The following is a 13,851-nucleotide window of genomic DNA, read 5'->3' as shown; positions in this document are numbered from 1 at the left end:
CAGACCAAATCCACGAACCTCGTCCGCGTTCCCGCCGGAAAAAGCTTGACCATCCAACACTCCTTGAATCAGAGCGTTGCTACGACCGTATGACTTTGCCCTTTGAGCAATACAACTATGTCCAAAATCACCACTCGAGGCGTCGGAATCCTGACGGTCGTGCTGCTCAGCCTCACGGCGAGCACCGGAGCGTGGGCGGCTGAGTCCGTCCCGGAAGCTCCTCCCGAACAGGTCGTTTCCTCCGCCCCAGCAGAGCAGGTCGCGCCTGTCGAAGCCGTGGTAGAGGTGCCCGCCTCGGCGTCTTCCCCTGCCCTCCCCACCGATGATTCCGTCACCGACGGGGCAATGAGGACGATGGCGACGCCGCCCCGCTGCGGCTCCCTGCCTCGAACCTCAACCGCCGAAGATGGCGTTCCCGGCTCGCGTATGTGGGCACTGATGCAGTGCCTGGCGAAGTTCGGGGACTACACCGGTCCGATCGACGGCGTGATGGGCCCGAACTCGTGGCGCGGGGTCCAGTACGTCCTCAGCTACCAGGGCGTTTTCACCGGGACGCGTACAGGCGTTCTTGACACGAAGACCATGAAGGGTCTTCAGCTCATGGCTGAAGGGGAAGGCTTCAGCACTGGCGGCGTCAACGGTGCACAGAATGCCCAGTCCTGGCGGGCAATTGCGGGATACCTCAACAAGCACTATGCCAACTAAGGAATAGCCCTGTGGCCCGACTCCCTCCGTGAACGCGGACGGGGCGGGCCACAGGCATCCCCCCAGTTAGGGAGTGATCTCGGGCCAAACAGTGGCTAGGCCACGCGGTTGATCTCGTGGACCCTGCAGCCTGGCGTAGTGTGTGCTCAGTGCTTCTGGGAGGTCCTTGGGGCGGTTATTATCGGGTCGTTCCGAGAAGACCGTGGACACGCCGGGGCACCAATATCGGCCTGCTGACGTGCAAGTGAGAAGGGGACACGTGTTCTCAATGGGGGCGTCCAGCCCGATCCGCCACCCGGACTCCAGCTCCCGCCCACTCATGACGCGTCGAGCGTGGTGGCTCGTGGTCTTGAACATCCTGTTGCCGGGATCGGCGCAGGTGCTCGCTGGCAGCCGAGGCCTCGGCCGGTTCGGCCTGCGCGCGTCTCTGAGCTTCCCCGCGCTGCTGGTAACGGCCGGTGTGGTGTACAAGGTCAATCCCGAGCTCGTGCTCACCGTGGCCACCAACTCAGTCGCGTTGTGGATCATCGCCGCCGTGATGCTCTTCTACAGCGCGCTGTGGGTGGTCCTGACCTTCGACACCCTCCGACTGTCGCGCCTGGTGAGGATCCGACCCAAGGCTCGTCCCTACATTGCGGGGCTGGCCACCGTGGTCATGGTCGCCGTCGCTGGAACGTCTGGCTACGGTGCGTACGTTGCCACCACGGCCAGTGGGGTCCTCTCGACGATGTTCATCACCGCGCCGTCTGAGCCGCCCGCCGACGGGCGCTACAACATCCTGGTCATGGGTGGGGACTCCGGCTCTGACAGACAGGGTATGCGCCCGGACAGCATGTCGGTGGTCAGCATCGACGCCGACACCGGACAAGCCGTCATTATCGGACTGCCTCGAGATCTCAACCTGATCCCCTTCCCTGAGGACTCTCCGCTGCATGAGGCATACCCGGACGGCTATGGGTACGAGGACTACTGTGACGTGGACGCCTGCATGCTCAACTCGATTTACACCGAGGTGGATCAGAAGAGCCCGGAAATGTATCCCGACGCTGAGGCTGCGGGAAGCGAACCCGGCATCGAGGGCATGCGCGACGCCGCCCGCGGCATCACCGGCCTCACGATTCAGTACTACGCGCTGATCGACATGCAAGGATTCTCTGACCTCATCGACGCGCTCGGCGGTGTGGACATCAACGTGGCCGAGCGGCTGCCGATCGGTGGTCGGAATGAGGATCTCAGCGATGTCGAAGGCTGGGTCGAGGCGGGCCAGCAGCATATGGACGGTTGGACAGCACTTTGGTACGGCAGGTCACGCCACACCACCAGCGACTACGACCGCATGGCCCGTCAGCGCGTCCTGCAGCAGGCGATCCTCACGCAGTTCACGCCAGCGAACGTGCTCACCAAATTCCAGGGGATCGCGGCGGCCGGCCAGCAAGTGGTCAAGACAGACATCCCCCAGGGCGCGTTGGGCTATTTCACCAACCTGGCGGGGAAGACGAAGGCTCTCCCGATGAGCACCGTTGAGCTCGTCCCGGACAACGGCGTCGACCCGACAGATCCGGACTACGACTACATTCGTGGCCTGATCGCTGCTGCATTGGCGCCGCCGCCGGCAGCGGAATAAGCCCGCAGCTCGAGGGTCCTCAAACGCTGCAGAGAGCGCCGGCCACGCTCAGGCTTGGTCCGTCCTTGACAGTATGTCAAGGATGTAGTCGCGGTCTGTCTCTCTCGAGCCAACGCCGAAGCCGAGCCAGTCGGGCTCACCTATGGTCCCGCCGACCCTGCAGAAAAGGGCGATGTCCCGCCCGTCGCTTCCTTCGGCCCGGTTCTCGTTGGTGGCTTCGATGTAGATGCCGATTGCACCGTCGTCGCGGACCAATGAGATGGCACTGTCAAACGGGGCCCACGATATTCCAGAGGGCGAAGCCGGGTTGGCTAGTGACAGGGTCTGCGCCTTGCACAGAGCGTAGGCGTCGATTGGTTCGAGGGGGGTGTCTGCCCCGCGCACTTCCGCCGAGGGGGACGACGTGGGCTCGGTTTCGGCAGAAGATGCCGGTGGCTCTTCGCCCTCAGTCGGCTGCGCCACCGGGGCCGAGGGTGCGCAGCCCGTCAGGGCGAGGGACGCGAGGACGGCCAACGTTGGCAGCATGACTGTGCGTTTCATGGCTCAAGTATGTGGCCTTGAGTAACGCGTGTCGGTCAGCCGGCGACCCCCCTTTTGGGGGCAAAGGAACTGGGAGTTCCCGAACAGGCCTCGTCCATAGCAATCGTGCTCTGGCCCGAATGGGTTATCAGAGATGGGTCTCCAGGGCGATTTAGAGGAGATAGCTCTCTCCGTAGCGTCAGTTTCACCAGCAAAACGGCTGGTGAAACTACGGAAAGAGAACCCAATGGCTGTGCCAGCAAACGTTCTATCTTTTTACGCAGAATCCCGGTGGGGTAACCGCTTTGGCCTCATGGCCGAGTGGTACAGCTCGCTTGGCCACCGCGGCCATGACATCTACGCGTCCGGTGGCCAGGACATTCCGGCGCTTCGCGCCGGAGTCGTCCGTCTGACTCAGCGGTCCCCATATCTCGGGGGCACTGTTTGCATCGAGTCCGGACCGGGTGACTTCAGCGCATATTGTCACCTCGCAGGGATTCGGGTCAGCGAAGGAGAGTCAGTAGCCCAAGGTCAGATCATCGGCCAGGCGGCTTCGAACCAGGCTGATGCGGGCTCTTCGTGGGATGGCCCTCACCTCCACATGACCCGCGGCCCCGACAACCAGGCCGCGTTCGGTGGCCCGGGTCTTTCCGACCCCGCACCGCTCATCCGCGAAATCCTCGGAGGCGCGTCCGGCGGCGGGAACACCGGTGGCGGTTCCGGCGGGATCCAGATAAGCATCGCTCAGGGAAAGATTCTGCAGCGGGTGGCCCAGAAGGGCAACTACCAGGGCGACATCGACGGAGTCCCCGGAGTGAACACCTGGAAGGGTATCCAGACGGTCCTCACGGCGAAGAACTTCTACTCGGGTCCCATCGACGGAATCGTGGGTCCGAACACCTGGAAGGGTGTTCAGCGGCTGGCCCAGCTCGGAGGCTACGGCGGACTGGTGGACGGGTTCCCCGGCACCTACACCTATCAGGGACTCGAGAACTGGCTGAACTCCTCGCCCACCACAACCCCGCCGCCCGCCGGCTTCCAGGGCGTCTACGGGGTCGATGTCGGAACCAGTCAGCGTGGATTCGATTTCCAGGCGCTCCGCGCGGCGGGCTACCAGTTCGCAATCGTCAAAGCAGGCGGATCCAACGTCGTTCCCACCTACGTCGCACCTCATTACGTGACCGAGGTCTCGCGAGTCCGCGCCGCGGGCCTGCTCGTGGGCCACTACTGGATGGTGGGCTCAAACACGCCCGCCGTCGACGCCGCGTACTTCCTGGACAATCTATTCGACTACCGCGCCGGCGATATCCTGGCGCTGGACAACGAAGCGATCAACACCGGCCGCAAGTGGACCGACGCAGAAGCAGCGGTGTTCATGCGGGCCGTCAAGACTCGGCTCGGGTACGTGCCGTTCATGTACATCAACCGTGCGGATCTTTCGGGGAGCTCGTGGCCCGAGGTTCGGGCGCTGGGCGCCAAGCTGTGGATCGCCGCGCCGGATGGCGTCCCAGGGACGGTGAACATCACCGCGTTCTCTGACTGGGCGATCCACCAGTATTCGTGGACGGGCAACCAGAATGGCACCGATGTCGATCTGAACGTGGCCAAGCTGAGCGCATTTGCCGGCCTCACCCAGCCGCCGAACGGTGTCACCGGCCCACCTGCTGGCGCAATTCCCGGCAACGGTGGTTCTGGCGGTGCGACCCCGACGATCTCCATCTCCATCGCTGAGGGGAAGATCCTCCAGACCCTCGCCAAGCGGGGCAACTACGGCGGTGAGATCGACGGCATCCCCGGCACCAACACATGGAAGGGCGTGCAGAACGTCCTGACCGACCTCGAGTACTACTCCGGCCCCGTCGATGGGGTCCCCGGTCGCAACACCTACATCGGTCTGCAGCTGGTGGCCAAGGTCGGCGACTACTCCGGTGCCGTAGACGGGATCCCGGGGCCGGCGACGTGGGCAGGAATCGCGAAGTACCTCAGCGACACGGCCGGCGGAGCGCCCGACAGCTACGCAGGCACCATCCTGCAGCGCCTGGCAAAAGCGGGCGGGTACACGGGCGCGGTCGATGGTGCCCCGGGCACGAACACCTGGAAGGGTGTTCAGCAGGTTCTTGCTGGCTACAAGTATCGAGGACCGATCGACGGCGCGATGGGCACGATGTCCTGGGCGGCGCTTCAGCGGTTCGCTGCCAAGGGCGGCTACACCGGCATCGCCGACGGCGTGATGGGCACGAATTCGTGGGCGGGCGTCCAGGTCGTTCTGGCCAACTTCGGCTACGGCGGCGCAGCTGACGGTGCGCCGGGAACGAACACTTACCGCGCCCTGCAGCGCATCGCCAAGCTGGGCGGCTATCGCGGCCCCCTCGACGGGGTCATGGGTCCGCGCAGCTGGGCGGGTCTTCAGACCTTCCTCTACGGTGTCGGATACACGGGACCGCTGGACGGGGTTCCGGGCACCAACACCTACAAGGCGATGCAGAGCATGGCCAGTCGCGGTGGCTACCAGGGCCTGATCGATGGGATCCCTGGCCCACTTACGTACGGCGGACTGCAGGAGCTGCTCGCGTAGTGGGTTGCTGAATCGTTGGTGAATGTGAGTGCCCGACAACGGGCACTCACATTTCCACGTGTGTCGGCCGCGCAACGCCGGTTCTCGTCAGATCAGGCACCTGTGACCAACGCAATAGCCCGGTAAATCTCACCGCAGCAGGGCTCGCATCGGGCAGCCCGAGCGGAGTTGAATCGGTAAACATTTGATCCAGCCAGTTCGAGACCTTCATGAGTTCGGTTTGGATTTCTAACACGCGAGCGTCCGCTGCATGCCCGTTGTCCCACGCGTCTTGACTTCTTTAGCCAGGGCGTGACTAGGGAGCTGGTCTAGCGTGGAAGCCCGACCAGACGCCATGTTCACCGGGGCTTGGCTACAGCCGAGTTCTGCTGACGTACTCCAGCGCGGCATCACTGCCGGTTGGGTCTGTCATCTTGAGGATCGTCTAGCGATCACTCCCCTGGCTGAGCAACACGCCCGGAATGACGCGTGTGGAGTTTGCCGCTCTTTGGCGGTGTTCTTTGATCGTTCCGTGTCGCTAGTTGCCGATGACGAGGATGCTGGCTGCGGCCTCGATGACGTCGTCTGTGATGGTGTCGAGCTGGTTGATCTTCAGTACCCGGTTGATCTGGGGGAAGAGTCGTTCGAGGAGGCGGAAGTTGCCGCGGGTGATGCGCTCGATGGCGGCGATCGCTTGCGTGTCGGTGAAGTCGTCAGGGTCGAGGCTCTTGCCGAGTCGTTTCCAATGGCGGTCGAGGACGAACAGGAGTTCTTCGCGGCCGAGGGTCCGGTAGTGGTGTGAAAATCCGAGGCGGCTGTAGAGCTGCGGATAGTGACGAAACCGTTCGTCGATGCCGGGCATGCCGATCAAGATTATCGCGAGGTGGGTGCGGTCGTGCTGGTCGCGGAGCAGTTCCAAGGCGGTGGGGGTGAGCCGTTCGGCTTCGTCGATGATGAGAAGTTCGACCAGACGGGTGACGTCCTTCTGCCGGACTATTTCCGGTTCGTGCATGAGGGAGCGGAGGTGTTCGTCGGCGCAGATCCCAACTTTCACCTGCCAGTAATCAATGTCGTGCATGAGGTCTTTGGGCCGACAGAGGACTTCGGGTGTGTAGAAGACGGTGCGAGATCGGTTCGCGAGGGCATAATGCTTCGCGTCGTCATCACCTCTGGGACCCCACTCGTTGATGTAGGGCTCGAGAGCGTCCCAGTTCGCGTAGCGGCGGGCGGAGTTGGTTTTACCAACGCCGGCGGCTCCGTGGCAGATCCCGATCGTCTTTTCTTTCCGAACGGCGTTGGCGAACTCGGTGAAACGTCGGTGTTCTTTGGTGACGATGAATGCCTGGTTCATCACTCGTCCTCTTCATAGGTGCGCAGCTTCGGACGCCGCTTCGTCGGTTCAGGGATGCGAGGTTCCTCGCGGGCGGCAACGGTCGGGATGCGATCGTTAATGGCTCGCCGCAGCTGCTTGCGACGGGCACGGCGGGCCGTTTCGATGTCCCGGAGGCTGAGCCGGAGGTTGGGGTGGGCTTCGTCGATGGCGGTGCAGATAAAGGTGTCTCGGTCGTAGACGCGGATCTCGGAGATGTCTCGGGGGTCGTATCGGATGGTGATGGTGTGGCCGACGAATGGGGCCAGGGTCGGGGCGAGGTAGCGCTGGCCTTGGAAGTGGATGCCGTCGCGCTGCACAACTCGGTTCTTGGGAACAGTAAGGAGTAGCCCGTCGAGTTCTTGAAGGCTGTCGGGCATCCGTGGCAGCCAGCCGTCGGCGACCCACGCGTCTCGTGGGGAGATCCCCAGCTCGCTGTGGGTTCGCCTGTTGTAGGTGCTGATGAACGCACCGATCGCACGGTCGAGCCCGGCAAGGTCGAGGACCGGAGTTGGCGTCCGGTTACCAGGCCCGAGGTGGCCGGGGAGGGTGGCCAGAAGTTCGGTGTTGACGGTGCCAAAGAACCGTTCGATCTTGCCGCGCCCCTGTGGCCGTCCGACGGTTGAGTGGATGATCCTGATGTGCAGGGCGATAGAGGTTCGTTCGATGTGGTGGCTGATGAAGTCGGAGCCGTGGTCGACGTGCAGGATGTCGGGGATGCCGCACATCGCCCACGCGGGGTCCGTCTTCCGCCAGATCGCCTGTCGGAGAGCGAGGGCGGTGTTGATAGCTGAGGGGGCGCCGGTGAAGACCATGTATCCACAGATTGCGCGGGAGTAGTCGTCCATCACGGTTGTCAGCCATGGTCGGTCAGGTTTCCCGTCGGCGCCGAGGATGAGTATGTCGAGTTCGGTGTGGTCGGACTGCCAGGTCTGGTTGGGATGTTCCGCGCGGCGGCGGAAGACGAGCTCGTGCTTGTCTCGGTACGAGACTGGCCCCTCCAGTGCCAGGGTGACAAGAGCCGGATCGAGGGCCTGGACGATTTGCCGCACGGTTGCATAGCTCGGCGCCGGCAGCTCACGCGCCTGAGCATCGGTGACGGCGAGACGATGCAGCGTGGCGAGACTCGGGCGCGGCCGGCAGAGTGCAAGTTGTTCGATGAACGCGACCGTCTCGGCCGAAGTTCGGCGAACACTCTTGTCTTTGCGGTCACGCGGGTCGAGGGATGTACTGCCGCCTGCCCGGTAGAGCTGGTGCCAGCGCTGCAAAGTCCGAGCGGAGATCCCCGTCTCACGGGCGAGGGCGGCGAGAGGGATCTGGTCTTCGACATGCAGTCGAAGAACACGCCACCGCTCGGCCGCGTCCACAAAGCACCTACACAGTGGTGCTTTCGCGGGCCGCTAAGGCCTGCTGATGCCGGTACAAAGTGGCACGACTCCACCCGACGAGCTTTGCCGCATCCTCCGCCGTGCGGCCCTTCGCCCGGGCCTCGGTGACGAGCTTGAGTTTGTCGGCCACGACCGCGGGATCGGACAAGGGCCGACCAAACTTGGTGCCGCCATTTCGGGCAGCTGTGATGCCTGCGTTCACGCGCTCGGTGATCAGCTCGCGTTCGTATTCGGCGAGGGTTGCGAGCATGTTCAGCATCAGTCGGCCCGACGTCGTCGACGGGTCGATACCGTCCGAGATGCTCTTCACCTGTATGTCACGCTCACGGAGCAGCTTCACGGTGTTGAGCACATCGATCAGGGACCGTCCGAGGCGATCGACCCTCCACACCACGACGGTGTCGCCGGGCTGGGCGTACTCGAGCAGCTTCTTTATCCCGGGGCGTGAGATCGCGGTCCGGCTGCCGGAGGTGACGTCGGCGAAGATGTCCCGTTCTTGCACGCCCGACTTGACCAGAGCGTCGACCTGCAACTTCGCGTCTTGGCTTCTGGTGCTGACCCGTGTATATCCAAGATGTCTCACGTATCCATTCTGCCTTAGAAATTACTAGAAGCGGTGGAACAAAGACATTTCACGGTGAGACATCTTTCCAAGACAAATTGCCTCCCGGAAATCCGCCACTTCGACGCGTCGGTTGGAGAGAGTTCACATGTCTCGAAATGCTTTACCTTTCTGAGACTGCACGTCGCGGTCGCCCTGCACGCCGTCGGCGTCTCATAACTGACAGTGAGTGCGGGTAACCGACCAGGAGGTTATGCAACGCGGTTGCGAGATTCTCCGCGCACCGAAATCCCTAAGGTCCTTGGAGGGCCCCGATCGTATCGGTGAGACGCCTCATATCCCTAGGGATTCGAGACTCCCCTCTCCTCTGAGCCGGGCTCGTCGTGAGCGATGAGGAAGTCTGCCCAGGATTAGAACTGCGCGAGTGAGGGCATCCTCTCGTCAATCTGAGTCCGTGGCATGCGAAACATCGGGATGCCGACTGGTCATGATAAGGCCAGTGCCAAGCCGTTTATGAGACTTGATCAGTCGATCGAGTTCGGGTTCCTCCTATAGTCGGATCGTGAACTCGATCCCAGGGAATGAGAAGTGCCAATTGTGAGAAACAACACCGTGGCGATCAACAGCGCACATCGGTGGCTGGCAGGCTCTAAACGGTTCGCGATGATCGCGCTTCTGCCGGCCATCATTCTCACGGTTGGTTGCACGGCCCAGGCGCCCGAGCTGGTTGGTTCCTCGACCGTGAAGGCTGCGTTTATCGACTTCGTCGGTTCGGTTGAGGGAGTCAAGAGCGTTCGCACGAGAAACTGGCTGTCGGGGTTCCTCGAGCCAGGAACGATGGTTGTCTTTGACGTGACCTTGGGTGACGAGAGCGATTCTGCGGAGGTGGATTCCACGGCCCGGCTCATTACCGAATGGGTGCGCACCCGAGTCGATCCTAAAGCCGACGTCACTGTGTACGTCACCCTGTTTACAGCGGGTAACGCGGTAAGTCTTACCGCAGACGACGCGTCAAATTGGGCTCGTATACAGATCGTGGACCGTGCAGTTGCCAGTAGCGCAGTAGATCATGCGTGGCTTAGGGCACCTTGGCTGGAAGACCCTCGCAACTCCGATAACGGGACCAACCTCCAGCTCGTTTCGTCGCTGCCAGCGGAAGGGTTTACTTCCACCGCCTTCGCAGCGAGCATGGAGGCCTATCAGGCGTTTCTGCCCCCGGAATCCTCTTTCGTTACCGTCATCGACAGCGACCTCGCCTCCTACTCGAGCGGGTTCGAAACGAAATATCGATCTCTCACTTCGTTCGTTTCAGAGCCTCCCTCGGATGCGACATTGCAGTGCGTCGACCAGGTGGCGGTTGACCCTGGCGTCATGGGATATGACTTCGCTCCCGCCAGTGAATTCTGGAGCTCTACTGTCGATCTGCAGGCGGCGGACTCGGAATTGTCCAAAGCACGACTCTCTTGCCTCAATGACATACAGAAAGTGGAGTTCACCCTCGACGGCAAATGATGCTCGCCCATTCATCGCCTACGGTCCGCCGCATCTCATAACCTGGGTGCCTCACAACGCATGAAATACAAGACGCTGACTCCCAGTCAGCAACCAGGTCTATGCGCCAATTAGCGATCACAGAACGCCGTGACATAGCGGCAAAAATCACAGGCAACGACTTTTGAACAACTACACACCCGCGGAAAATCGCGGCGTCACCCAAGGTCGCCTGCACGGCTCATAAGCGATGGAATACGAGACGTAGGAGGTCTCCTCTTCACGCGACGAGCGGGCAGGTGGCGTGTCTCGTATCCGGACATGTCTCGCATGCCTAGGGATATGAGACGCGATTTCTAATCGCAGTATGGGACGAAAACCGTTGGGGTCGCCCATTGCACCCTGGTCGGTCGCTACCCGACTTCATGGACTGTTCGATCGGGTGAAACCCGAGCCCGTCATCGATATGCCCGCGCCGCGTACAAGCGCAGTCGCTGACATGATCGCGCAGTATCACGGAAGGCTCTGTCGTGCCCGGCGTCAGGAAGTACTGATTCTGGTCCCATATCATTGGGACGATTTCAATAACTGGGGGAATGAATGAATCGAGCAATCGGCGGGATAGTCGGCGCAGTGGCAACCAGCATGCTGCTGGCATCCTGCTCACCACCCGCCCAGCCACCCATGCCCACAGTTTCAATGACATCATCATCAACGCCGACATCTCAGCCGACTGATCCGACCGCGGCCGCAACGTGCGAGACTGTTTTCACCGCCGAGGAGTACAGCAGTCTTGAAGCCGACGGCTTCAAGCTGGAACCTGACATCTTCGTGCTCGACGATGAGATGCAGTCGATCATGGATGATGGCTTCGGATGCTACTGGACCCGCGGGGGCGGTGACGTTCGAGTGTGGTTTGCCCAAGCAGCACAAACCGCTGAGGACTGGGATGTGCACAAGCAGCAGCTTCTCGCGTCGGGCTGGACTGAGATTAACGCCCCCGTTGATGGCTCCATCCAAGCTTCCACCCACCCGGACAATAATGAGATACCCGCGATGGCCCATCGTGATGGTGTCACTTACTACGCCAGTTACTCAGCGTTCCTCGGATCTGTGGAGGCACTTCAGGGCTGATAGCTGTGACTAGAGTCTGCGTCTCGCAGAGCGAGCCTGGATGATCGCGCCGCGGGTACAGGTACCACCCGCAGCATGTGAAGGTTGGCGCTCGGAAATCTCACGCTGGAGAGCGAGCGGTGTCTCGCAACCGAAACGGCTTGCGCAGCCTGCTTCACGCCGTGCTCACGAACGCAAACCGATCGCCGGTCGCATGGCCACGGGTCCGTCAGCGTTTTCGCCAACTAAACCGTTAAGACGATGGCGGCGGGCGGGCCGCCCTCGGCGCGGCCGAAAAAGGGACGATTCCATCGACCCCGAGGTCATCTCGGATCAATCATCCAATTAGGAGATGACATTGTCCTTCGTCGGCGCGATGTTGAACGTCAAGAACCCCGCGGTGTCTGGGTCGCAAATTAAGAGATCCTTCACATCTGTCAGGATTTCCTGGCCGGTCTGAGGAATTCGGATCCGGATTGCATCTGCGCCGACGAGGTTGCAATTCGGGAAGCGGGTGCGCCCGCTGAATCCAATCAGCACATAGGCGGCGCCCCCGGGTTCCACGGAGACTACCTGGTCCGGGATGTCGTTGAGTTGTGAAACAGGGCCTCCCACGGTTAGACCGGATGAGTCGATCAAGTCAGCGTCCGGATACCCCGACAGCTCGCAGCCCGTCGAGGTCGTGTTGGTCAGCTTTATGTAGAAGAGGCCATCGCTCTCCGGGTAGTCCTGTTTGAAGATTTCCCTTGTCGACGTGAAATCGCAGCCCGCTGCTGGGACATCGGGCGTCGTCGAAGCGATTGCCGCCGGCGTCTCGCTTGATGTCGGCGACGCCGGGGAAGCTGAGTTCGTGGCGTCGGGTGCCGCGTCCGCGCAAGCCGTGAGTCCGACTGCCGCCAGGAGCAGCGTCAGCAGTCCCATTACTTGGATCAGCTTGCTAGGTCGAACGTTCATCTGGTGCCCCCCCGGTTTGAGCCTTGCTGTGTGTGCAGTATATGGCGGGCCGACGGTGTGGCAGCCGTCCGACCGCTGTGAAGATTCGGACCTTATCGCAGACTTGACCTCCGACGGGGTGAAGTGTCTCGCAACCTCAGAGTGTCAAACCCCATCGGATACAAGACGCTGCCCACCCGCTCTGAGACAACGAGGGTTACCAGGTCGATGCGCCAAAGAGCGATCACAGAACGCCGCCACAAAGCGCTAACAGTCACATATTCGAACGTATAAGTGACAGGAGTCTTGACCGTGCTCATGGGGTACATGCGCGTCTCAAAAGCTGACGGCACTCAAACGACCGACCTGCAACGCGCCGCACTTCTCGAAGCCGGGATCGACGCGGAGCTGCTTTATCAGGATCACGCTTCGGGAAAGAAAGACGACCGGCCGGGACTCGTCGCCTGCCTGAAGTCTCTTCGAGACGGTGACACTCTCGTTGTCTGGAAACTTGATCGGCTCGGCCGCGACCTGCACCACTTGGTCAACACTGTTCATGACCTCACTGCCCGAGGCGTCGGGCTCAAGGTCCTCACCGGGCAGGGCGCCGCGATCGATACGACCACCGCGGCGGGAAAGCTCGTGTTCGGGATCTTCGCCGCCCTGGCCGAATTCGAACGGGAACTGATCTCCGAACGTACCGTCGCCGGCCTCGCATCCGCCCGAGCCAGGGGTCGCGTCGGGGGCCGGCCCTTCACGATGACCCCTACAAAGGTGCGCACAGCGATGGCGGCAATGGGCAACCCGGAGACGAACGTCGGCGAACTCTGCGACGAGCTTGGCATCTCCCGACAAACCCTCTACCGACACGTGTCGCCAACCGGCGAGATCCGAGCGGATGGAACTCGGATCTTGAACCGTCCTGCTTCCGTTCGACGGACATCACGAAAGCCGTGACACACCGGATTACAGCGCAGGGGTCTGTCTCGAATTCGACGGCGATGTAACCTCTTCCCCTCGTGACCAGGTGCCGACGGCAGATAAGATCACGGTCGCCCACACACGAAACTGCCTTCAATTTCGACAAGCAGGGGTGGGGCGGCGAGGCCGGCAACGATAAGCACGGTGTTGGGTGGGAACTCGCCAGCCGGGAACCAGTCGGCGTACACCTCGTCACGAATGGCGTTGAAGTCAGGAAGGTTGTCGCGCCCGACAATGTAGGTCGTCAGCTTTACGAGGTCCGCAGGGGCGGCGTGCTGGGAGTCCAGCAGGGCACGGATGGCCGTGAAAACCAGGCGGGTCTGCTCGGCCGCACTCCCGGGGACTGTGCCAGTGGACGTGGCACCGATTTGTCCCGCAAACGTGGCCACGGGGGTGTCTTGGCCCACGATGCTGAGGTGGCTGTACTTGCCGGCGGGGGCAACAGCGGAGGGAGGGTTGCTGCGCTGGACGAGGCTCATGATTGACGGTACTGCCTTCAGGAGGGTGGTCGGTGCTTTGGTCAGGAGGACATTGCTGGAACAGGCACGGCTTTCTCGGCCGTTCCACTATCGGTTCGACCTGGGTTAGGTAGGACGCTCCCTTCCGTTGCTG

General features: G+C 61.9%; 12 protein-coding genes and 1 pseudogene. 7 read left to right on the top strand and 6 right to left on the bottom strand.

The features are described from left to right. Positions 1-117: 117 nt before the first annotated feature. Positions 118-705, top strand: a complete 588-nt coding sequence (locus tag E3O60_RS02895) for a hypothetical protein (RefSeq protein ID WP_088458261.1) — start codon at positions 118-120, stop codon at positions 703-705. Positions 706-1,048: 343 nt separating this feature from the next. Continuing rightward, on the top strand, positions 1,049-2,329 hold the full coding sequence (locus E3O60_RS02890) for an LCP family protein (protein ID WP_370028322.1): 1,281 nt from the start codon (positions 1,049-1,051) through the stop codon (positions 2,327-2,329). Between the two features lie 48 nt (positions 2,330-2,377). Here E3O60_RS02890 and E3O60_RS02885 read toward each other — a convergent pair whose 3' ends face one another. Then, on the bottom strand, positions 2,378-2,584 hold the full coding sequence (locus E3O60_RS02885) for a hypothetical protein (RefSeq protein WP_133160331.1): 207 nt from the start codon (positions 2,582-2,584) through the stop codon (positions 2,378-2,380). A gap of 418 nt (positions 2,585-3,002) precedes the next feature. Between E3O60_RS02885 and E3O60_RS19080 the strand changes: the two are divergent. Together E3O60_RS19080 and E3O60_RS02880 are read left to right on the top strand one after the other, a co-directional pair. After that, a pseudogene (locus tag E3O60_RS19080) lies at positions 3,003-3,443 on the top strand (M23 family metallopeptidase); the annotation flags it as partial. Between the two features lie 6 nt (positions 3,444-3,449). Further along, on the top strand, positions 3,450-5,423 hold the full coding sequence (locus tag E3O60_RS02880; protein ID WP_240632544.1) for a GH25 family lysozyme: 1,974 nt from the start codon (positions 3,450-3,452) through the stop codon (positions 5,421-5,423). Between the two features lie 517 nt (positions 5,424-5,940). Here the strand turns inward: E3O60_RS02880 and E3O60_RS02875 are convergent. From E3O60_RS02875 to E3O60_RS02865, 3 genes are read right to left on the bottom strand one after another with little or no spacing between them, the layout of a single operon-like run. Then, a complete protein-coding gene (locus E3O60_RS02875; protein ID WP_088458265.1) occupies positions 5,941-6,753 on the bottom strand; it encodes an AAA family ATPase in 813 nt (270 codons plus the stop codon). Continuing rightward, positions 6,753-8,138: a Mu transposase C-terminal domain-containing protein gene (locus tag E3O60_RS02870; protein ID WP_088458266.1), complete on the bottom strand. Its 1,386-nt coding sequence runs from the start codon at positions 8,136-8,138 to the stop codon at positions 6,753-6,755. The genes E3O60_RS02875 and E3O60_RS02870 overlap by 1 nt, the downstream gene beginning before the upstream one ends. Before the next feature lie 7 nt (positions 8,139-8,145). Then, positions 8,146-8,742: a recombinase family protein gene (locus E3O60_RS02865; RefSeq protein ID WP_088458267.1), complete on the bottom strand. Its 597-nt coding sequence runs from the start codon at positions 8,740-8,742 to the stop codon at positions 8,146-8,148. A gap of 576 nt (positions 8,743-9,318) precedes the next feature. On the opposite strand from E3O60_RS02865, the gene E3O60_RS02860 reads away from it, so the two are divergent. Both E3O60_RS02860 and E3O60_RS02855 read left to right on the top strand, forming a co-directional pair. Then, complete coding sequence (locus tag E3O60_RS02860; protein WP_134480597.1) at positions 9,319-10,233, top strand: hypothetical protein; 915 nt, start codon at positions 9,319-9,321, stop codon at positions 10,231-10,233. Between the two features lie 612 nt (positions 10,234-10,845). Next, a complete protein-coding gene (locus E3O60_RS02855; protein ID WP_134480598.1) occupies positions 10,846-11,346 on the top strand; it encodes a hypothetical protein in 501 nt (166 codons plus the stop codon). A gap of 324 nt (positions 11,347-11,670) precedes the next feature. On the opposite strand, the gene E3O60_RS02850 is transcribed toward E3O60_RS02855, so the two are convergent. Further along, positions 11,671-12,246 (bottom strand): DUF4232 domain-containing protein, encoded by a 576-nt coding sequence (locus tag E3O60_RS02850; protein ID WP_165789045.1) that lies wholly within the window; start codon positions 12,244-12,246, stop codon positions 11,671-11,673. A 324-nt stretch (positions 12,247-12,570) separates the two neighbouring features. Between E3O60_RS02850 and E3O60_RS02845 the strand changes: the two genes are divergently transcribed. Beyond that, the gene (locus E3O60_RS02845; protein ID WP_088458308.1) at positions 12,571-13,215 is read left to right on the top strand and encodes a recombinase family protein; all 645 of its coding nucleotides are present in this window, start codon (positions 12,571-12,573) and stop codon (positions 13,213-13,215) included. 89 nt (positions 13,216-13,304) lie between these two features. Here E3O60_RS02845 and E3O60_RS02840 read toward each other — a convergent pair whose 3' ends face one another. Continuing rightward, positions 13,305-13,718 carry a RidA family protein gene (locus E3O60_RS02840; RefSeq protein ID WP_088458271.1) on the bottom strand — a complete coding sequence of 138 codons (414 nt, stop codon included), beginning with the start codon at positions 13,716-13,718 and terminating at the stop codon, positions 13,305-13,307. Positions 13,719-13,851: the final 133 nt, after the last annotated feature.

It is taken from the genome of Cryobacterium sp. TMB1-7 (assembly GCF_004402435.1).
Taxonomy (GTDB): domain Bacteria; phylum Actinomycetota; class Actinomycetes; order Actinomycetales; family Microbacteriaceae; genus Cryobacterium; species Cryobacterium zongtaii.
The sequence above is the reverse complement of the archived record's forward strand: the minus strand, read 5'-3'. Positions and strand labels throughout refer to the sequence as shown.

What these genes read in the sequence shown, in the direction of transcription:
- E3O60_RS02895 (WP_088458261.1), top strand. Translation starts at nt 118, where the DNA reads ATGTCCAAAATCACCACTCGAGGCGTCGGAATCCTGACGGTCGTGCTG.
- E3O60_RS02880 (WP_240632544.1), top strand. Translation starts at nt 3,450, where the DNA reads ATGACCCGCGGCCCCGACAACCAGGCCGCGTTCGGTGGCCCGGGTCTT.
- E3O60_RS02875 (WP_088458265.1), bottom strand. Translation starts at nt 6,753, where the DNA reads ATGAACCAGGCATTCATCGTCACCAAAGAACACCGACGTTTCACCGAG.
- E3O60_RS02850 (WP_165789045.1), bottom strand. Translation starts at nt 12,246, where the DNA reads ATGGGACTGCTGACGCTGCTCCTGGCGGCAGTCGGACTCACGGCTTGC.
- E3O60_RS02840 (WP_088458271.1), bottom strand. Translation starts at nt 13,718, where the DNA reads ATGAGCCTCGTCCAGCGCAGCAACCCTCCCTCCGCTGTTGCCCCCGCC.